Raw genomic sequence first — 18,018 nt, forward strand, 5'->3', positions numbered from 1 at the left:
GTACCACCACGCCCTCGCTGTGGAGGACGGTTCCGTCACTCCAGGAGCAGCGCCGGCTCCTCGATGATGCTCGCGACGTCGGCCAGGAAGCGGCTCGCGACGTCGCCGTCGACCACCCGGTGGTCGAAGCTCGCGCCGATGGTCGTGACGAAGCGGGGGCGCACCTCGCCGTCGACGACCCACGGCTTCTGCTTGATGGTGCCGAGCGCGACGATCGCGACCTCGCCCGGGTTGAGGATCGGCGTGCCGGTGTCCATGCCGAAGACGCCGATGTTGGTGATCGTGATGGTCCCCTGGCCCATGTCCGCCGGGGTCGTCTTGCCGTCGCGTGCCGTGAGCGTGAGCTGCTCGAGCGCGCGGGCGAGCTCCAGCAGCGACATGGCCTGCGCCTCCTTGACGTTCGGCACCACGAGCCCGCGCGGGGTCGCGGCGGCCACGCCGAGGTTCACGTAGTGGCGGACGATGATCTCCTGGTCGGTCCACGAGGAGTTCACCGTGGGGTTCCGGCGCACGGCCCAGATCATCGCCTTCGCCATGATCAGCAGCGGCGAGACCTTGACGCCCGCGAAGTCGGTGGACGCCTTGAGGCGCTTGACGAACTCCATCGTGCGGGTCGCGTCGACGTCGACGAACAGGCTCACGTGCGGCGCCTGGAACGCGCTCTGCACCATGGCGGAGGCGATGACCTTGCGGACGCCCTTCACGGGGATCCGCTCCTCGCGCGCGTCCGGCCACTCGGGCGTCTCGATGTTCTTGAAGACGCTCGCCTGCTGCGCCGTGCGGATGACGTCCTCGCGCGTGATCTCGCCGACGAGACCGGTGGCCTCGACCTCGGCCAGGTCGACCTCGAGGTCCTTCGCGAGCTTGCGGATGGGGGGCTTGGCGATGATCGGCACGGCCGAGGCGGCGGGGACCGAGGCGGGACGCGGGGCGCGGGCGGCGGGCGCTCCGGCCGGGGCGCCCGGACGCGCGGCATGGCGGGCGGCGGGAGCGGCGTCGCCCGGCTCGGTGCGACGGCGCCGGCTCGCGACCTTGCCGACCGTGCCGTAGCCCACGAGCACGGCGCCCGAGGTCTCCTCCGCGGCGGGCGCGGGCGCCGGCTCGCGGTTCTCGATGGCGGTGTCGTCCTCGATCACCGTCTCGCCCGGCAGCGCCATCTGGGCCGGCGTCTCGGCCGGCGCGGACACGCTCGGCGAGCCCTGCGCGATCGCGATGATGGGCGTGCCGACCTCGACCGTCTGCCCCTCCTGCACGAGCAGCCCGGAGACCGTGCCCTCGAACGGGCTCGGCAGCTCCACGAGCGACTTCGCCGTCTCGATCTCGACGATCACCTGGTTGAGCGCCACCTGGTCGCCCGGCTGCACGCGCCACGAGACGATCTCGGCGTCGATGAGGCCCTCGCCCACGTCGGGCAGGGTGAACTCGGAATCAGCCATCGTGCGGTCCTCTTCTTCTGCCGCGCGGGCGGCGGGCGTCGTGACGGGTGCGGCGTCTAGTAGGCGAGCGAGCGGTCGACGGCCTCGAGGATGCGGTCGGCATCCGGGAGGTACAGCGTCTCGAGCTTCGCGGGTGGGAACGGGGCGTCGAAGCCGGAGACGCGGATCACCGGCGCCTCGAGCGAGTAGAACGCGCGCTCGGTGACGGTGGCCGCGATCTCGGAGCCGACGGACACATGGCCGGGCGCCTCCTGCGCGACGACCAGGCGGCCGGTGCGCTGCACCGACTCGAGGATGGGGCCGTAGTCGACGGGCGACAGCGAGCGCAGGTCGACGACCTCGACGCTCGTGCCCTCCTCCGCCGCGAGCTCGGCGGCCTGCAGCAGCATCGCGACCATGGCGCCGTGGCCGACGAGCGTGACGTCGGTGCCGGAGCGGACCACGCGGCTCTCGTGCAGGCCGATTCCGGGAGCCGAGAAGTCGACCTCGCCCTTCGGCCGGTAGCGGGCCTTGGGCTCGAAGAACATGACCGGGTCGTCGCTCTTGATGGCCTCCTGGATCATCCAGTAGGCGTCGTGCGGGGTGCTCGGGCTGACGACGCGGAGGCCGGGGGTGTGCGCGAAGTACGCCTCGGGGCTCTCCTGGTGGTGCTCGATGGCGCCGATGTGGCCGCCGTACGGCACGCGGATCACCACGGGCATGCGCATGGCGCCCTCGTGCCGGTTGGTGATCTTGGCGAGCTGGCTCGTGATCTGGTCGAAGGCCGGGTAGATGAACCCGTCGAACTGGATCTCGCACACGGGCCGGTAGCCGCGCATCGCCAGGCCGATGGCCGTGCCGACGATGCCGGACTCGGCGAGCGGGGTGTCGATGACGCGGCGGGCGCCGAAGTCGCGCTGCAGGTGCTCGGTGATGCGGAAGACGCCGCCGAGCGGGCCGATGTCCTCGCCCATGAGCAGGACCTTCTCGTCCTCCTCGAGCGCGCGGCGGAGGCCGGCGTTGAGCGCCTTCGCCATGGGCATGCTCTCGATGCCGGCGGGGGCGCCCGTGCCGCTCGTCGCGGCGTCGTCGGATCCCGCGGGGGTCGCGGCGCGGTCGATGGTGTCGGTCATCGGTTCCCCTCCAGGGAAGCCTCGTAGCGCTCGAGCCACTCGCGCTGCTCCGTCGTGACGGGGTGCGGCTCCGAGTAGACGTGATCGAAGATGCCGGGCAGCGCGGGGCTCGTGAGCTCGATGGTGCGGCGGCGGACGTCGGCGGCGAGGTCCTTGGCCTCCTCGTCGATGCCGTCGAAGAGCGACTGCGGCGCGCCCTGGTTGCGGAGGTACGCCTCGAGCCGGGCGATGGGGTCCTTCGCGACCCAGCCCTGCAGCTCGTCGTCGGTGCGGTACTTCGTGGGGTCGTCGCTCGAGGTGTGCGCGCCGACGCGGTAGGTGAGCGCCTCGATGAAGGAGGGCCCGTCGCCGTTGCGCGCGTCATCGAGGTGCTTGGCCGTGACGGCGTAGCTCGCGAAGACGTCGTTGCCGTCGACCTGCGTGCTCGGCACGCCGAAGCCGCGCGAGCGGAGGTAGAGAGGGGTGCGCGACTGCGTGGAGACCGGCACCGAGATCGCCCAGTGGTTGTTCTGGAGGAAGAAGACCTGCGGGGTCTGGAAGCTCGCCGCGAAGACGAACGCCTCGCTCACGTCGCCCTGGCTGGTGGCGCCGTCGCCGTAGTAGGCGATGACGGCGGTGTCGCGGTCGGGATCCCCGGTGGCGACGTCGCCGTCGAACGCGACGCCCATCGCGTAGCCCGTGGCGTGCAGCGCCTGCGAGCCGATGACCAGCGTGTAGAGGTGGAAGTTGCCCGCCGCCGGATCCCAGCCGCCGTGGGTGACGCCGCGCATGAGCCGCACGATGTCGACGGGGTCGATGCCGCGGATGAGGGCGACGCCGTGCTCGCGGTAGGCGGGGAACACGTGGTCCTGCGGGCGCGTGGCCCGGCCGGATCCGACCTGCGCCGCCTCCTGCCCCGTGCTCGGAGCCCAGAGGCCGAGATGGCCCTGGCGCTGGAGGTTCGTGGCCTCGAGGTCGAACGCCCGCGTGAGGCGCATGTCGCGGAGGAAGCCGCTGTGGTCGTCCTCCGTGAGTCGCTCGAAGTACGGGAGGAACTCCTCGGCGGAGTCGCTCGGTGCGAGCTCGCCCGCGGGGGTCAGGAGCTGGACCGTCACATCGCTTTCCGGCATCGTCCCAACCTACCGGCGCGCCGGGTGGCCCTCCGGCAGCCCCCGGACAATTCCCGCCGAGGCGTTCAGTAGCTTCCGGACAGAGGCGGGTTCGCCGATGGTGACGCGGATCCCCTCCGACGCGAAGGCCCGGACGACAAGCCCCGCCGCGGCGAGCTGCGCCTCGACCTCCGCGGTCTCGGCGCCCGTGGCCAGCCAGACGAAGTTGCCGTGCGGTCGCGGCACTGCCCAGCCCTGTTCGGTGAGCGCGCGCCAGGCCTCGTCGCGGTCGCGGGCGAGCACGGCCACGCGCTCCAGGAGCTCGTCCTCGTGCTCGAGCGACGCGAGCGCCGCATGCTGCGCGTGGCCGGTGACGGAGAGCGGGATGGCGGCGGAGCGGGCGGCGTCGAGGATGCGCGGGTGGCCCACGGCGTAGCCGATGCGGAGGCCGGCCAGCCCGTACGCCTTCGAGAATGTGCGGAGGACGACGAGGTTCGGGTGGTCGGCGAGGAGGCGCATGCCGTCGAGGGCATGCTCCGGTCCGACGAACTCGCCGTACGCCTCGTCGAGGAGCACGAGCACGTCGCGCGGGACGGCGGCGAGCAGGCGCTCGAGGTCGGCCTCGCTGACCAGCGTGCCCGTGGGGTTGTTCGGGGTGCAGACGATGACGACGCGCGTGCGGTCGGTGAGCGCGGAGATCATGCCGTCGATGTCGTGCGCGTGGTCGGGCAGGTTCGGCACCGGCACGCCCGTGGCCCCCGCGACGGTGATGAGGGTGGGGTACGCCTCGAAGGAGCGCCAGGCGTGGACGACCTCGTCGCCGGGGCCCGCGGCCGCGGTGATGAGCTGCGAGAGGATCGCCACGGATCCGGCGCCGGCGTGGACGTGGTCGACCGTGACGCCGAAGCGGTCGGCGAGCGCGGTGCGCAGCAGGGTCGCGCCCGCGTCGGGATAGCGGTTCACATCGCGCACCTGGTCGATACGGGCGAGCACCGAGGGCAGCGGATCGAACGGATTCTCGTTGCTGGAGAGCTTGAAGTCGTCCTCGCCGGCCGGCTTGCCCTGGCGGTACGCGACCATGGCGGCGATGGCGGGACGGAGCCGGACGGGTGCGGCATCGTCGAGGGGCGCGGGTTCGGGGATCACCGGGCGATTCTACGGGCGGGCCGCCGCGCGGCCCATGGTCCGCGAGGGCGGCGTCTGCGAGGATCGGCGCATGCCCCGATTCCTCGTCCGCGTGGTCGTCAACGCCGTCGCGCTCTGGCTCACCACGCTCATCGTCTCCGGCACCGTCGTGACCGCCTACGAACCGGGCGACACCACGGCCACCGTGCTCACGTACCTGCTGCTCGGCGCGATCTTCGGCGTCGTGAACGGCGTGATCGGCACCGCCGTCCGCATCGTGGCCTTCCCCCTCTACATCCTCACGCTCGGCCTCATCGCGCTCATCGTCAACGGGCTGCTCTTCCTCCTGGTGGCCGCCATCTCCGACGCGCTGGGCTTCGGCCTCACGGTCGAGGGCTTCTGGTGGGGCGTGCTCGGCGCCCTCCTCATGGCGTTCTTCAGCTGGCTGGTGGGTCTCGTGCTCCGCCCGGTGACCGCGAGGGCCTGACCCGCGCGTCACATCCCACCGCCCGATCCGCCGGGCGGTGGGAGCGGGGCCCGCTCCGCCCGGTAGAGGTGGGACGCGACCGGCGTCGCCCCGTGGAGGAACCCGTGGAGCTCGTCCCGCGCCCGCTCCAGGAGCGGGGAACGTGAGGCGTCCATCTCGGTCGCCGTCGTCCGATACGTGCCCAGCTGGTGCGCGTCGAGTAGACCCGCCGATGCGGTCGGCCCGAACGCCGGGGCGCGCACCACGACGTCGTCGCCCGCGTCGCCGTCGGACGGGCGCCCGCCCCCGAGCGCGGGGACGGGATCGTCCGTGTGCTCCACCGCGACGCCGTCGATCCCCTGGCGGATCGGCAGCTGCCCGACCGGGGAGCCGAACGTGAGCTCGTGGGTCACGTGGAAGCCGGGGGCGTCGCCCACGGATCGCGCGAGGATCCCGCCCATCGAGTAGCCGACGACGTAGACCTCGTCCTCCGCGGTCGCGCCGGCCTCGCGGAGCGCCGTCTCGGCCGCATGGACGGCGGATCCGCCCTCGGTGGCGAGCGCGGCGGCCGCCGAGGCCGGATCGAAGTCCTCGCGGCCGGTGCGCGGATCCAGGGTCACCATGCCGCCGAGGTAGGCGACGAAGCGGCGGCGTCCGTCCGGCGCCCGGTACTCCTCGACGCGCATCTGCGGGGCGCCGGGGACCGGGTCGGGGATCCGGTCGGCGAGGTCCGCCAGGGTCGACGGCGCCGGGCGGAGGGCGTCGCGGCGGGCGCGGACGGTCGCGGGCGCGTCACGCAGGATGCCGACGGCGCCCAGCGCGGCGAGGAGGCCCGCGGCGGCCTCCCGCACGCCGTCGTCCCCCGCGGGGCGCGGCGGAAGGAGGCGCGTGGCCGACGCCGCGACGTCCGAGACGGCGTCCCGCAGGACGCCGGGGAGCATGATCCGGCCGAGCCCGTCGGGATGGAGGGCGAGCATGACGCCCACGCCCAGCAGCCGGAACCCGTCCGTCCCCACGCGGACGAGCTGGTCGCCGAGGCCACCCGGGGACGGGCGGGCGGCAGCCGTCGCACCGTCGCCCGCCACGGAGCGGACGCAGCGGTCGACGTCCCGCTCGCCGTCCGCGTACTCGGCGGCGACCCGACGCAGGTCGGCGGCGAGCGCCCGCGCGTCGTGGGCGGCGGACGACAGGAGACCGCGCGGGGCGTCGAGGCTCGCATCGTGGTCTCCCGCGATCGTGGCGACCAGCGGCGGCAGGGCGAGCGCACGGGCATGGTCGTCGAGCCGCCCGGCCTCGTCGTCGAGCCGCGCGGCGATGCGCGTGAGGGCGTCCGTCTCGACCGCGGTGCCGCCTCCCTCGGTGACGGTGAGCCCCGCGACCGCCGCGGTCACGCGTGCGCTCCGGCGCAGCCGGGCACCGAGCCGGCGGGGGGATGCGCGTCGTGGAGGAGGGTGCCGGCGAGCGCCACCCGGCCGGCGAGGTCGTCGAGGGCGCGGATGAAGGCGTCGTGCGCGCGTCCGGACCAGGACGGGTCGTCCCGGCAGGAGACGATGCCGCGGTGCGTCTCCGCCACCGCGTCGGCGACGACGGCGAGCGCATGAGCGCGCGTCAGCGCCTCGGCGCGGAGCTGGCCGGGCGTGCTGCCGCCCTCCCTCCCCGTGCCTCCGAGCGGATCGCCCCCGCCCGCACCCCATCCGCCCGGCTCTTCCCGCATCGCGTCCCGTCCTCTCCCGTCGGCCCGCATCGTGCGCTGCGGCGGGGACTGCGGGCCGCCGGACGCCGCATCCGGGGGACGGAGGAGGGATCCGAGAGTGTGGGGAGGGACCGCAGCCGACAGAATGAGCGCATGGGAGCCCCCGACACTCCGGACCCGACGGCCCCACCCGTCTTCCGGATCGCCTTCGTCTGCACCGGCAACATCTGCCGCTCCCCGATGGCGGAGGTCGTCTTCCGCGACCTCGTGCAGCGCGCCGGGCACGCGGATCGCGTTTCCGTGACGAGCGCCGGCACGGGCGACTGGCACGTGGGCGAGCAGGCGGACGCGCGCACGCTCGCGGCGCTCGAGCGCCACGGCCTGTCGGGATCCGCGCACCGCGCCAAGCAGTTCGACCCGGACACGCTCCCCGACCTCGACCTGGTGGTCGTCTTCGACCGCGGCCAGGAGCGGACGCTGCGCCAGTGGGCCCGGACGGAGGCGGACCGGGCGAAGATCCACCTGCTGCTGTCGTTCGATCCTCCACAGGCCCACCTGCGGGACGTGCCCGACCCCTACTACACGGATGCGGCGATGTTCGATCGGGTTCTTGGGATGATAGACCGAGCCGCCCGGGCCCTCCTCGCGCAGGTGGAGCCCGGCATCCGTCCCCCCAGCTAGGAGATCCCCCCGCATGAGCCCGTTGCCCCCGCAGGTGCTGAGCCCCCTCGACGGCCGCTACGCCCCCGTCGTCACCGAGCTCGGCGAGCACCTCTCGGAGGCAGGCCTCAACCGGGCGCGCATCCACGTCGAGATCGAGTGGCTCATCCACCTCACCGACCGGTCGCTCCTCTCCTCCTCGCCGTTCACGGACGCGCAGAAGGCGGCGCTGCGCGAGGTCGTCGCGGGCTTCGGGCAGGAGCAGATCGACGCGCTCGCCCGCGTCGAGGCCGTCACCCGGCACGACGTGAAGGCCGTCGAGTACTTCGTGCGCGACCGCCTGGAGGAGCTCGGCCTCGGTCACGTCGCCGAGCTCACCCACTTCGCGTGCACCAGCGAGGACATCAACAACCTCTCCTACGCGCTCGTCATCGACCGGGCCGTGCGCGAGGTGTGGCTGCCGAAGCTCGTCTCCGTCATCGGCGCGCTGCGCGAGCGGGCCCTCCTCTTCCGCGACGACGCCATGCTGTCGCGCACGCACGGTCAGCCGGCCACGCCCAGCACGCTCGGCAAGGAGCTCGCGGTGTTCGTGCACCGGCTCGAGCGCCTGCGGGCCGACGTGGAGGACGTCGAGGTGCTCGGCAAGTTCAGCGGCGCCACGGGCACGTTCGCGGCGCACCTCGCGGCCGACGCCGACGTCGACTGGCCGGCCGAGTCCCGCGCGTTCGTCACGTCGCTCGGCCTCATGTGGAACCCGCTCACCACGCAGATCGAGTCGCACGACTGGCAGGCCGAGCTCTACACGCGCATCGCGCACGTCAACCGGGTGCTGCACAACCTCTGCACCGACGTGTGGACCTACATCTCCATGGGGTACTTCCGTCAGATCCCGCAGGCGGGCGCCACCGGGTCGTCGACCATGCCGCACAAGATCAACCCCATCCGGTTCGAGAACGCCGAGGCGAACCTCGAGCTGTCGGACGCGCTGCTCGACTCGCTCGCGTCGACGCTCGTCACCTCGCGGCTGCAGCGCGACCTCACCGACTCGACGACGCAGCGCAACGTCGGCGTCGCGCTCGGCCACTCGCTGCTGGCGCTCGACAACATCGGGCGCGGACTCCTCGAGATCGACGTCGACCGGGCGCTGCTCGCGGCCGACCTCGACGCGAACTGGGAGATCCTCGGCGAGGCGATCCAGACGGTCATCCGGGCGGAGATCGTCGCCGGGCGCAGCTCCATCAGCGACCCGTACGCGGTGCTCAAGGAGCTCACGCGCGGCAAGCGCGTCGGACGCGACGAGATGCGGTCGTTCGTCTCCGGGCTCGACATCGGCGATGCCGCCAAGGCACGGCTCCTCGAGCTGACCCCCGCCGGGTACGCGGGGCTCGCGTCGGAGCTGGTCGACCACATCCTCTGAGGCCGGGCATCGGGATCCCCGTCGGGGCGGGGATCCCGGCGGGGCTCAGCGGGGAGATCGAGCCGGGGCGGATCCCGGCGTCTCAGTGGCGGGTGGGCCGGTCCGGGTGGTCCTGCTCGTCCATGTCCAGCAGCTCGTCGCGGTTCGGCTTGAACGACAGGGCGAGCATGGCGAGCATCACGAGGGCGCCGATGAAGGCGACTCCCGTGAACACGATCACGACCGTCCACGACTGCGCGTCGCCCGGCCGCGTGCTGAGCGCCACGATGAGGCCGACGAACGCGGCGAGCGCCGCCGCGATGCCGAGCAGCTCGGCGGGGCGCATGCGGTCCTTGCGGATGTCAGAAGTCACGGTCAGCTCGCGCTCTCGGTGGTCGTGGGGGCTGCCGCCGCGGAGGTCGCGGTGGGCGTGGAGGTGCCCCATTTCATGCTCAGGGCGGCGATGACCAGGAAGACCCCGACGATCGCCGCGTAGGCGCCCAGGAGGCCGACGGCCACGACGGGCGCGGTGAGCTGGCCCTCGCGCTGCTCGACCCCGCCGTACTGGACGACGAGGTCCGGCGGCACCAGGAGGAAGGCGACGGCGAGCACCACGGTGAGCGCGCCGGCGGTGATCGCGTCGGTGGCGCCCGGCACACGGCCGCGGGAGCGCAGGCCGGCGACGAGCTCCAGGAACCCGGTGACGACGGCCCAGATGCTCACGACGTAGAGGAGGACGAGCACGCCGCCGCCGCGGGCGAGCAGCGCGGCGACGCCGGCCACGACCGTGATCGCGCCCTGGGCGACGGCGCTCATGCGGAGCCGGGCGGCGGGACCGCGGAGGGCGCGCGCGCCGAGGACCGTGGTGATCAGGCCGGAGAGGATCGCGAAGACGCCGAACGCCACGAGGCCGAGGGCCGGCGAGTGGTCGCTCGAGAAGGTGATGAACGCGCCGAGCGCGAGGGCGGGCAGTGCGCGCAGGAGGAGCACGGGCCAGTACGCCGCCCGGAACGTCAGCTCGTCCTCGGACACGGCAGCCTCTCTCTCCATCCGGGCCAGCCTACTCGGTGGGTTCCTGGGCGGATGCTCGGCCGGACGCCGCGGTGACGGTCCCGCCGGGCTGGCCTAGGCTCGACGCGTGACGAGTCCCCTCCCCCGTCTGGCCGCCGCGGCGACCGGTGCGGTCGTCGGGCTCGCGGTCGTCTGCGCCGTGGGCGTGGCCTGCGGGATCGTCTACGCGAACCGGGCGTTCTGAGGCGCGACGGCCCCGCGGCCGCCGGCCCGGGATCCGCGCGTCGGGCCCGCCCGATCCGCCGCTCCGCGCGACGCGCACCCGCGCCCCGCAACCCGCAACCCGCAACCGAGAGGCCCCGCCGTGCCCCAGCCCGAGACCGCGCCGCGGCCCGCCCCCGAGAGCGGCCGGACGGCAGGCGGGTTCATCCCCGTCGACCGCGCCGTCGTCGCCGCCCCCGAGGGCGCCGCGGAGGCCCTCGCCCGTCGCGACCGGCTCGCGCTCGGCATCGACATCGGCGGCACGACGCTCAAGGCGGGCATCGTCGACACCACCACGGGGATCCGGCTCACCGAGCGCATGACCGTGGCGAAGCCCGTCGGCGGCGAGCCCGAGGACATCGCGGACGTGATCGCCGAGATCGTGCTGGCGCTGACGCCCGAGGAGGACCTGCCCGTGGGCGTCGGCGTCCCTGGCATCGTGCGGGACGGGATCGTGCGCTCCTCCGCCCACATCTCCGACCGCTGGCTCGGCATGGACGCGCGCACCGCCATCCGCGAGCGCAGCGGGATCGACGTGCTCACCGTCAACGACGCCGACGCCGCCGGGGTGGCGGAGCTCGAGTACGGCGTGCTGCAGGGCCGCGGCGGCCTCGTGATCCTCACGACGCTCGGCACCGGCATCGGCACGGCGCTGCTGCACGACGGCACGCTGATCCCGAACAGCGAGCTCGGCCACGTCCACATCGACGGCGGCGACTACGAGATGCAGGCCGCGTTCTCCGCGGTGCGACGCGAGGGGCTGACCTTCGAGGAGTGGGCGGCGCGGCTGGAGCTGTACTACCGGCACCTCGAGTCGATCATGTCGCCCGACCTCATCGTGGTAGGCGGCGCGGCGGCGCACGAGTTCGGGCGCTTCTCCGGCTTCCTGCACCTCGACACCGAGATCATCGCGGCGAGCCGGGGCAACGACGCCGGGCTGGTGGGCGCGGCGCTGCTCGCGCACCGGGCAGGTGTCGCGCCCGACTGATCCGGCTCCGCGCGGTCCCGGCGGGCCCCGCCCCCATGACCGTGCGCGACCCCGTCCGGCAGACTGGCGCCATGAGCACCGCCGCTCCCCGCCCGCTGCGCGTCGTCGTGTCGCCCGACTCGCTCACCGGATCCGCGACCGCCGTCCAGGCCGCCCGGGCCCTCCGTCGCGGCTGGCTCCGCGCCCGACCCGACGACGAGGTGGTGATCGCGCCCATGGCCGACGGCGGTCAGGGCACGCTCGACGTGCTCGACGCGGCCGTCCCGGGGGCGCGGCGCATGCCCGTCCGCGTCACCGGACCCGACGACCGGCCGGTCGACGCGCACTGGCTCCACCTGCCCGACGGCACGGGCGTCGTGGAGGTCGCGTCGACGAGCGGGATCACGCTGCTAGATCCGCTCCGCCCGCTCACCGCCCACACCCGCGGCTTCGGCCAGGCGATCCGCGCGGCGCTGGATGCCGGCGTCCCGCGCCTGCTGCTCGCGCTCGGCGGCAGCTCCTCGACGGACGGCGGCGTCGGCGCGCTGCGGGAGCTGGGCGCGCGGGCGATCCACGCCGACGGCTCCCCGGCCGGCGACGGCGGCGGCGCGCTCGCGGGCATCGCGTCGCTGGACCTCTCCGGGCTCCGGGCGCTCCCGGCGGGCGGCGCCTGGATCCTCGGCGACGTCCGCGCTCCCCTCACCGGGCCCGCGGGCGCCGCCGCCGTCTACGGTCCGCAGAAGGGCGCGACGCCGGCGGACGTCCGCGCGCTCGACGCCGGCCTCGCGCACCTCGCCGGCCTGCTCGGCGTGGATCCGGCCACCGCGGGTGCGGGTGCGGCGGGCGGCACGGCGGCGGGCCTCGTCGCGTGGGGTGCCGTGGTGGGATCCGGATCCGCCGGCGTGGCCGACGCGATCGGACTGGCCGGCCTCGTCTCGGGCGCCGACGTCGTGATCACCGGCGAGGGACGCTTCGACGCGCAGTCCCGGACGGGCAAGGTCGCCTCGCACGTGCTCGACCTCGCCCGGGCGCACGCGACCGCGGCGATCCTCGTCGCGGGCTCCGTGGCCGCCCCCACCGACGGGTTCGCGGCCGCGCGCTCCCTCACCGACCTCGCCGGATCCGGGGACGCCGCGCGCGCGGACGCCGTCACCTGGCTCGAGCGCGCCGCGGAGGACGTGGCCCGTGGACGCGCGTGGACGGGCTGAGGCGGCCGCCCCGGCTCAGTCCCGCGAGCCCGCCACCGGCTCAGCGCGTCCACCGGCACCCGCCGCCCGCTCCCGCAGCGCCCGGTACTCCTCCGCCACGTCCGCCGCCGCGACGTCCCAGGTGCGCCCGGCCGCGTGGGCCCGCGCCGAGGCCGAGAGCCGCGCGAGCGCGGGCCGGTCGGCGAGCAGGTCGCGGATGGCCCGGGCCCAGTCGGCGGGATCCCGCGAGGCCACGAACACACCGCTCACGCCCTCCCGCACCGAGTCGACGAGCCCCTCCGTCCGCGACGCGACGACGGGCGTGCCGCACGCCGCGGCCTCGACCGCCACGAGCCCGTAGGTCTCCGCGGCCGACGGCATGAGCGCGAGGTGTGCACCAGCGAGCGTCCGCGCGGTCGCCGCCCGGTCGAGCGCGCCCGCGAAGACCACGTCGTCCTCGAGGCCGAGCGAGCGCACGAGCGCGTGCAGGCTCGCCACGTACGCGTTCCGGCCGGGCGAGACCCCGCCGGCGATCACGAGCAGGGGCCGGGTCGCGGGATCCATGAGGGCGAGGGCCCGCAGAGCCACGTCCTGCCCCTTGAGCGGCTGGATCCGCCCGAGCAGCACGATCCGCACCCGCCCGCCGCCGTCGCGGCCCGACGGCTCCCGCAGGAACGACTCCTCCACACCCGGCGCCACGACGTGCACGTCCGCGGGATCCGCGTCGTACGCCTCCACGAGCAGCCGCTTCTCCGACTCCGCCGACGCGACCACGAGGTCCGACGCGCGCACCAGCCGCCCCTCGTCCGCGAGCCGCGACGCCGGTTCCGGGGTGTCCCCCGCCACGAGCCGGCGGTTCTTGCCCGCGGAGACCGAGTGCAGCGTCAGCACGTGCGGCACGCCCCACGCGCGGGCGACCGGCAGCGCCGCGACGGCCGACAGCCAGTAGTGCGCGTGCACGACGTCCGCCGGCGGCAACGCGGCGAGCGCGTCCGCGAACGCGTCCGTGATCCCGGGCAGCTCCTCCTTCGCGAGCGGCCCCGCCGGTCCCGCCCGCAGCGCGAGCAGCTCGACGCCCGGCGCGACGGGCAGCACCGCCGGGTCGGCCGGATCCGTCGCGCGCGTGATCAGCCGCACCTCGTGCCCCTGCCGCCCGAGGCTCCGCGCGAGCTCCAGCAGGTAGACATTGAGCCCGCCGGCGTCGCCGGTGCTGGGCTTCTGGATCGGCGACGTGTGCAGCGAGACGAACGCGATCCTCATGCGCCGATCCTACGAGCGGGTGCCGCGCCGAGCCCCTGGCGCGACGCCCGTCCGGATCGCGACGCCGCCCGGACGGGGGCGGTGCGACGGGCCCCCGATCCGGGAGAATGGGGGGATGCGGTCGCCCGTCCGCAACCCGACCACCTCCCCCTGCCCGGGGAGAGCCCCTCTGGAGGCCCGCATGATGCGACCCGCCGGCCCCGCGACCATGCAGATCGGCGAGCTCGCCGAGCGCACCGGCCTGTCGCACCGCACGCTCCGCCACTACGACGAGACCGGCCTCCTGCGCCCGTCCGGCCGCTCCGACGGCGGCTTCCGCCTCTACACCGACGAGGACCTGGAGCGCCTCCTCCTCATCCGCCGGATGAAGCCGCTCGGCTTTTCGCTCGAGGAGATGATGCGCCTGCTCGAGGTCTCCGACGCCCTCGACGCCGCCGGCCCCGACGACGACACCGCCTCCCTGCGGGCGGATCTCGCCGCCTTCGTCGCCGACGCCGAGGAGCGCCGCCGCCGCCTCGCCGAGCACCTCGCGATGGCCGACGAGTTCCTCGACCGCCTCCGCGCGCGCTGACCCGGAGGCCGCGCACGCGCCCCGGCGCGGACCCTCACGCGACGGCCTCGTACCATGGGGAGGTGTCGACCATCACCCCTCCCCGCGCGCCCGCCTCGGCCTCCGCCTCCACCGTGCTGCGCGAGGCGTCCCGCCGTCGCACCTTCGCCGTCATCTCCCACCCCGACGCGGGCAAGTCCACGCTCACCGAGGCGCTGCTGCTGCACGCGCACGCCATCGGGTCCGCCGGTGCGGTGCACGGCAAGCAGGGCCGCAAGTCCACGGTCTCCGACTGGATGGACATGGAGAAGGAGCGCGGCATCTCGGTGAGCTCGGCGGCGATCCAGTTCACCCACCGCGACACCGTCATGAACGTCGTCGACACCCCCGGCCACGCCGACTTCTCCGAGGACACCTACCGCGTGCTCTCCGCGGTGGACGCCGCGATCATGCTCGTCGACGCCTCCCGCGGCCTCGAGACCCAGACCATGAAGCTGTTCGAGGTGTGTCGCCAGCGCCGCATCCCGATCATCACCGTCATCAACAAGTGGGACCGTCCGGGCCGCGAGCCGCTCGACCTCATGGACGAGATCAAGGAGCGCACGGGCCTCCTGCCCACCCCCCTCACGTGGCCCGTCGGCGAGTCCGGCGCGTTCTTCGGCGTGGTCGACCGTTCGAGCGGCGAGTGCGTGCACTTCACGCGCACCGCGGGCGGCGCGAGCATCGCCCCGGAGACGCGCATGTCGCCCGACGAGGCGCTGGCCGCGGCCGGATCCGCCTGGACGAACGCGGTCGAGGAGAGCGATCTCCTGCACGAGGAGGGCCAGGACCACGACGAGGAGTCGTTCCTCGCCCGCCGGACCACGCCCGTCCTCTTCGCGGCCGCGGTCCTCAACTTCGGCGTGACCCACATCCTCGACGCGCTCGACGCCATCGCCCCGGCCGCGCAGCCGCGTCCCGACGAGCAGGACCGCACGCGCCCCGTCGAGGAGGACTTCTCCGGCTTCGTCTTCAAGGTGCAGTCGGGCATGAACACCGCGCACCGCGACCGCCTCGCGTTCATGCGGATCTGCTCGGGCGTCTTCCACCGCGGCATGACGGTCACGCACGCCCAGACCGGCCGCCCCTTCGTCACGAAGTACGCGCAGCAGCTCTTCGGGCGCGAGCGCTCCACCGTCGACGACGCCTACCCGGGCGACGTCGTCGGCCTCGTGAACGCGTCCAACATCCGCGTGGGCGACACGCTCTTCGACGGCTCCCCCGTCACCTTCCCGCGCCTCCCGCAGTTCGCGCCGGAGCTCTTCCGCGTCGTGCGCTCCAAGGACACGAGCACCCACAAGCAGTTCCGCAAGGGCATCGAGCAGCTCGACCACGAGGGCGTCATCCAGGTGATGCGCTCCGACCTCCGCGGCGACCAGGCGCCCGTCCTCGGCGCGGTCGGCCCCATGCAGTTCGAGGTCGTCGTCGAGCGCATGACGAACGAGTTCCGCGCGCCGCTGCGCATGGAGCCGCTCGAGTACCAGGTCGCGCGGATCACCGACGCGGCCTCCGCTCCGGCCCTCGCCAAGACCACCGGCGTCGAGGTGCTCGTGCGGTCCGACGGCACGCACATCACCCTGATCACCACCCCGTGGCGACTCAAGGCGATCCAGCGTGACAGCCCCGAGCTCACCCTCGTCGACGCCGCGACGGCCCTCCCCGACGCCTGATGCCGCGGACGCGCGCGTGACCCCCTCACCCGGTCACGGGTCGGTGCCCCTGGATCCGGGAGAACTGGTCGTGACCCCCTCGGCCGGTCACAGCCTGGCCCGCAATGCCGCTCCCGTCCACGTATCGGCCGTCGAGTCCGCTGCGATCCTCCGGGAGACGACCACGGACGCCGATGCGGGGGTCGTCCGCGGCCCGGCGATCGACGCCGAGACCCGCTGCGTGCACTACGGATCCGCGCTCGACGTCGTCGCCCTCCGTGCTCCCTGCTGCGACGCCTGGTACCCGTGCCACCTCTGCCACGCGGCCGTCGCCGACCACCCGCTCGCGGTGATCCCCCGCGCCGAACACCACCTGCCGGCCGCGCTCTGCGGCGTATGCCGCACCACCATGTCCGTGCCCGAGTACCTGGCGGCGGACTCCTGCCCGAGCTGCGGCGCCGCCTTCAACCCCGGTTGCGCTGCCCACGCCCACCTCTACTTCGCACCCTGAAGCGCACGCCATCGGGTGCGTCCGGATTTCGTCCTCGCCCGTCGGCGGCCCGTGACTCGTGACCGGTGACGGACGCCCGTCCCCCTCGACGGGTCCGAGGTCGGCTACCCGCCCGCGGGCATGTCCGCGAAGCGCGAGAAGTGCCCGTGGAAGCCGACCGTGATGGTGCCCGTCGGCCCGTTGCGGTGCTTGGCGACGATGAAGTCGGCCTCGCCCGCCCGCGGGTTGTCCTTCTCGTACGCGCTCTCGCGGTGCAGCAGGATGACCATGTCGGCGTCCTGCTCGAGCGACCCGGACTCGCGGAGGTCGGAGATGGCCGGCATCTTGTCGGCACGCTGCTCGGGGCCTCGGTTGAGCTGCGACAGCGCGATGACCGGCACCTGCAGCTCCTTCGCCATGAGCTTGAGCGCCCGCGAGAACTCCGACACCTCCTGCTGGCGCGACTCGACCTTCTTGCCGCTCGTCATGAGCTGCAGGTAGTCGATGACGACGAGCTTCAGCCCGACCTTCTGCTTGAGCCGGCGGCACTTGGCGCGGATCTCGACGAGCGTCATGTTCGGGCTGTCGTCGATGTAGAGGGGCGCGTCGTTGATGCGGCCGCGGGTCTGCGCGATGGTCGTCCAGTCCCGCGCGTCCACCGTGCCCTTGCGCATGCTCTGCAGCGGCACGGAGGCCTCCGCGGAGAGGAGGCGCATCGCGATCTCGCTGCGCCCCATCTCGAGGCTGAAGAAGATCGACGGCATGTCGTACTTGATGCTCGCGGCGCGCGCGAAGTCGAGCGCCAGCGTCGACTTGCCGAGCGCAGGACGCGCGGCGACGATGATGAGCTGGCCCGGGTGCAGGCCGTTGGTGAGCGCGTCGAGGTCGGCGAAGCCCGTGGGCACGCCGGTCATCTGGCCGTCCTTGCCCTTCGCGGCCTCGATCTCGTCGATGGCGACCGTGACCGCGTCCGTCAGCGGCACGTAGTCCTCGGCCTCCACGCCGCCCGTGACGCCGTAGATCTCGGCCTGCGCGTTGTTGACGAGGTCGACGACCTCGCCCTCGCTGGCGTAGCCCATCTGCACGATGCGGGTGCCGGCCTCGACCAGGCGCCGCAGGACGGCCTTCTCGGCGACGATGGACGCGTAGAAGCCCGCGTTGGCGGCCGTGGGCACGACGCTCGTGAGCGTGTGGAGGTAGTCCGCCCCGCCCGCCCGGCTCAGCTCGCCGAGCTTCGTGAGCTCGTCCGTGACCGCGATGACGTCCGTCGGCTCGCCGTGCGAGTAGAGCGACAGGATCGCGTCGAAGATGATCTCGTGCTTCGGGATGTAGAAGTCGATCGCCCGCACCTGCTCGACCGCGTCCGCGACTGCGTCCTTGCTGAGGAGCATGCCGCCGATGGCGCTCTGCTCGGCGAGGAGGTCGTGCGGCGGCGTGCGCTCGTGACCGGCGCGCTTGTCGCGCTCGTCCCGTTCGCTGGCGAGACCCAGATGGGCGATGGACACGTGCGGCTCCCCTCGGTCGGCTGGGCGGATGCGCCCGCACGACCGTTCTAGCTCGGACCTCCGACACCGCTCGGATGACGTCGGCCGGACCGCTCACGGGTCCTCCGCGACCCGTTCGACGGG

The 18,018-nt window shown here is 73.7% G+C and carries 18 protein-coding genes; 8 read left to right on the forward strand and 10 right to left on the reverse strand.

Annotated elements, in window-relative coordinates; genetic code table 11:
• Window positions 1–35: 35 nt before the first annotated feature.
• The 4 genes from CMN_RS14350 to CMN_RS14365 form a co-directional block, all read right to left on the reverse strand.
• Entirely contained in the window at window positions 36–1,436 is a 1,401-nt protein-coding gene (locus CMN_RS14350) for a dihydrolipoamide acetyltransferase family protein (protein ID WP_015491499.1), read from the reverse strand.
• A gap of 56 nt (window positions 1,437–1,492) precedes the next feature.
• Complete coding sequence (locus CMN_RS14355; RefSeq protein WP_041465595.1) at window positions 1,493–2,458, reverse strand: alpha-ketoacid dehydrogenase subunit beta; 966 nt, start codon at window positions 2,456–2,458, stop codon at window positions 1,493–1,495.
• A gap of 86 nt (window positions 2,459–2,544) precedes the next feature.
• Window positions 2,545–3,657, reverse strand: a complete 1,113-nt coding sequence (locus CMN_RS14360; protein ID WP_015491501.1) for a thiamine pyrophosphate-dependent dehydrogenase E1 component subunit alpha — start codon at window positions 3,655–3,657, stop codon at window positions 2,545–2,547.
• 9 nt (window positions 3,658–3,666) lie between these two features.
• Entirely contained in the window at window positions 3,667–4,782 is a 1,116-nt protein-coding gene (locus CMN_RS14365) for a pyridoxal phosphate-dependent aminotransferase (protein ID WP_015491502.1), read from the reverse strand.
• 70 nt (window positions 4,783–4,852) lie between these two features.
• Here CMN_RS14365 and CMN_RS14370 point away from each other — a divergent pair, with 70 nt between their 5' ends.
• Complete coding sequence (locus CMN_RS14370) at window positions 4,853–5,248, forward strand: phage holin family protein (RefSeq protein ID WP_015491503.1); 396 nt, start codon at window positions 4,853–4,855, stop codon at window positions 5,246–5,248.
• An 8-nt stretch (window positions 5,249–5,256) separates the two neighbouring features.
• Here CMN_RS14370 and CMN_RS14375 read toward each other — a convergent pair whose 3' ends face one another.
• Window positions 5,257–6,618: a hypothetical protein gene (locus CMN_RS14375; protein ID WP_015491504.1), complete on the reverse strand. Its 1,362-nt coding sequence runs from the start codon at window positions 6,616–6,618 to the stop codon at window positions 5,257–5,259.
• A complete protein-coding gene (locus CMN_RS14380) occupies window positions 6,615–6,941 on the reverse strand; it encodes a hypothetical protein (protein ID WP_015491505.1) in 327 nt (108 codons plus the stop codon). The genes CMN_RS14375 and CMN_RS14380 overlap by 4 nt, the downstream gene beginning before the upstream one ends.
• A 132-nt stretch (window positions 6,942–7,073) precedes the next feature.
• Between CMN_RS14380 and CMN_RS14385 the strand changes: the two genes are divergently transcribed.
• Both CMN_RS14385 and purB read left to right on the forward strand, forming a co-directional pair.
• Window positions 7,074–7,601 carry a low molecular weight protein-tyrosine-phosphatase gene (locus CMN_RS14385; protein WP_015491506.1) on the forward strand — a complete coding sequence of 176 codons (528 nt, stop codon included), beginning with the start codon at window positions 7,074–7,076 and terminating at the stop codon, window positions 7,599–7,601.
• Between the two features lie 13 nt (window positions 7,602–7,614).
• Window positions 7,615–8,997, forward strand: a complete 1,383-nt coding sequence (purB, locus tag CMN_RS14390; protein ID WP_015491507.1) for an adenylosuccinate lyase — start codon at window positions 7,615–7,617, stop codon at window positions 8,995–8,997.
• A gap of 82 nt (window positions 8,998–9,079) precedes the next feature.
• Here the strand turns inward: purB and CMN_RS14395 are convergent, their stop codons facing one another.
• On the reverse strand, window positions 9,080–9,349 hold the full coding sequence (locus CMN_RS14395) for a hypothetical protein (protein WP_015491508.1): 270 nt from the start codon (window positions 9,347–9,349) through the stop codon (window positions 9,080–9,082).
• Between the two features lie 2 nt (window positions 9,350–9,351).
• Complete coding sequence (locus CMN_RS14400; RefSeq protein WP_045929356.1) at window positions 9,352–10,026, reverse strand: HdeD family acid-resistance protein; 675 nt, start codon at window positions 10,024–10,026, stop codon at window positions 9,352–9,354.
• 325 nt (window positions 10,027–10,351) lie between these two features.
• Between CMN_RS14400 and CMN_RS14410 the strand changes: the two genes are divergently transcribed.
• Both CMN_RS14410 and CMN_RS14415 read left to right on the forward strand, forming a co-directional pair.
• Entirely contained in the window at window positions 10,352–11,236 is an 885-nt protein-coding gene (locus CMN_RS14410; RefSeq protein WP_015491511.1) for an ROK family protein, read from the forward strand.
• A 71-nt stretch (window positions 11,237–11,307) separates the two neighbouring features.
• Window positions 11,308–12,423 (forward strand): glycerate kinase, encoded by a 1,116-nt coding sequence (locus tag CMN_RS14415; RefSeq protein WP_041465597.1) that lies wholly within the window; start codon window positions 11,308–11,310, stop codon window positions 12,421–12,423.
• Window positions 12,424–12,438: 15 nt separating this feature from the next.
• On the opposite strand, the gene CMN_RS14420 is transcribed toward CMN_RS14415, so the two are convergent.
• Window positions 12,439–13,662 carry a glycosyltransferase gene (locus tag CMN_RS14420; RefSeq protein WP_015491513.1) on the reverse strand — a complete coding sequence of 408 codons (1,224 nt, stop codon included), beginning with the start codon at window positions 13,660–13,662 and terminating at the stop codon, window positions 12,439–12,441.
• Between the two features lie 181 nt (window positions 13,663–13,843).
• Here CMN_RS14420 and CMN_RS14425 point away from each other — a divergent pair, with 181 nt between their 5' ends.
• The 3 genes from CMN_RS14425 (at window position 13,844) to CMN_RS14435 (ending at window position 16,411) form a co-directional block, all read left to right on the forward strand.
• Window positions 13,844–14,233 (forward strand): MerR family transcriptional regulator, encoded by a 390-nt coding sequence (locus tag CMN_RS14425; protein ID WP_015491514.1) that lies wholly within the window; start codon window positions 13,844–13,846, stop codon window positions 14,231–14,233.
• 62 nt (window positions 14,234–14,295) lie between these two features.
• Window positions 14,296–15,921, forward strand: coding sequence for a peptide chain release factor 3 (locus tag CMN_RS14430; protein ID WP_015491515.1), 1,626 nt, complete (start codon window positions 14,296–14,298; stop codon window positions 15,919–15,921).
• Window positions 15,922–15,991: 70 nt separating this feature from the next.
• Window positions 15,992–16,411, forward strand: coding sequence for a CHY zinc finger protein (locus CMN_RS14435; protein WP_015491516.1), 420 nt, complete (start codon window positions 15,992–15,994; stop codon window positions 16,409–16,411).
• A 104-nt stretch (window positions 16,412–16,515) separates the two neighbouring features.
• On the opposite strand, the gene dnaB is transcribed toward CMN_RS14435, so the two are convergent.
• Window positions 16,516–17,895, reverse strand: a complete 1,380-nt coding sequence (gene dnaB / locus CMN_RS14440; protein ID WP_015491517.1) for a replicative DNA helicase — start codon at window positions 17,893–17,895, stop codon at window positions 16,516–16,518.
• Window positions 17,896–18,018 lie beyond the last annotated feature (123 nt).

Source organism: Clavibacter nebraskensis NCPPB 2581, assembly GCF_000355695.1.
Taxonomy (GTDB): Bacteria; Actinomycetota; Actinomycetes; order Actinomycetales; family Microbacteriaceae; genus Clavibacter; species Clavibacter nebraskensis.

Coding starts and splice junctions, on each gene's coding strand:
- CMN_RS14415 (WP_041465597.1), top strand. CDS start 11,308: ATGAGCACCGCCGCTCCCCGCCCGCTGCGCGTCGTCGTGTCGCCCGAC.
- CMN_RS14425 (WP_015491514.1), top strand. CDS start 13,844: ATGATGCGACCCGCCGGCCCCGCGACCATGCAGATCGGCGAGCTCGCC.
- CMN_RS14360 (WP_015491501.1), bottom strand. CDS start 3,657: ATGCCGGAAAGCGATGTGACGGTCCAGCTCCTGACCCCCGCGGGCGAG.
- purB (WP_015491507.1), top strand. CDS start 7,615: ATGAGCCCGTTGCCCCCGCAGGTGCTGAGCCCCCTCGACGGCCGCTAC.
- CMN_RS14385 (WP_015491506.1), top strand. CDS start 7,074: ATGGGAGCCCCCGACACTCCGGACCCGACGGCCCCACCCGTCTTCCGG.
- CMN_RS14350 (WP_015491499.1), bottom strand. CDS start 1,436: ATGGCTGATTCCGAGTTCACCCTGCCCGACGTGGGCGAGGGCCTCATC.
- CMN_RS14420 (WP_015491513.1), bottom strand. CDS start 13,662: ATGAGGATCGCGTTCGTCTCGCTGCACACGTCGCCGATCCAGAAGCCC.
- CMN_RS14355 (WP_041465595.1), bottom strand. CDS start 2,458: ATGCCCATGGCGAAGGCGCTCAACGCCGGCCTCCGCCGCGCGCTCGAG.
- CMN_RS14380 (WP_015491505.1), bottom strand. CDS start 6,941: ATGCGGGAAGAGCCGGGCGGATGGGGTGCGGGCGGGGGCGATCCGCTC.
- CMN_RS14370 (WP_015491503.1), top strand. CDS start 4,853: ATGCCCCGATTCCTCGTCCGCGTGGTCGTCAACGCCGTCGCGCTCTGG.
- CMN_RS14400 (WP_045929356.1), bottom strand. CDS start 10,026: ATGGAGAGAGAGGCTGCCGTGTCCGAGGACGAGCTGACGTTCCGGGCG.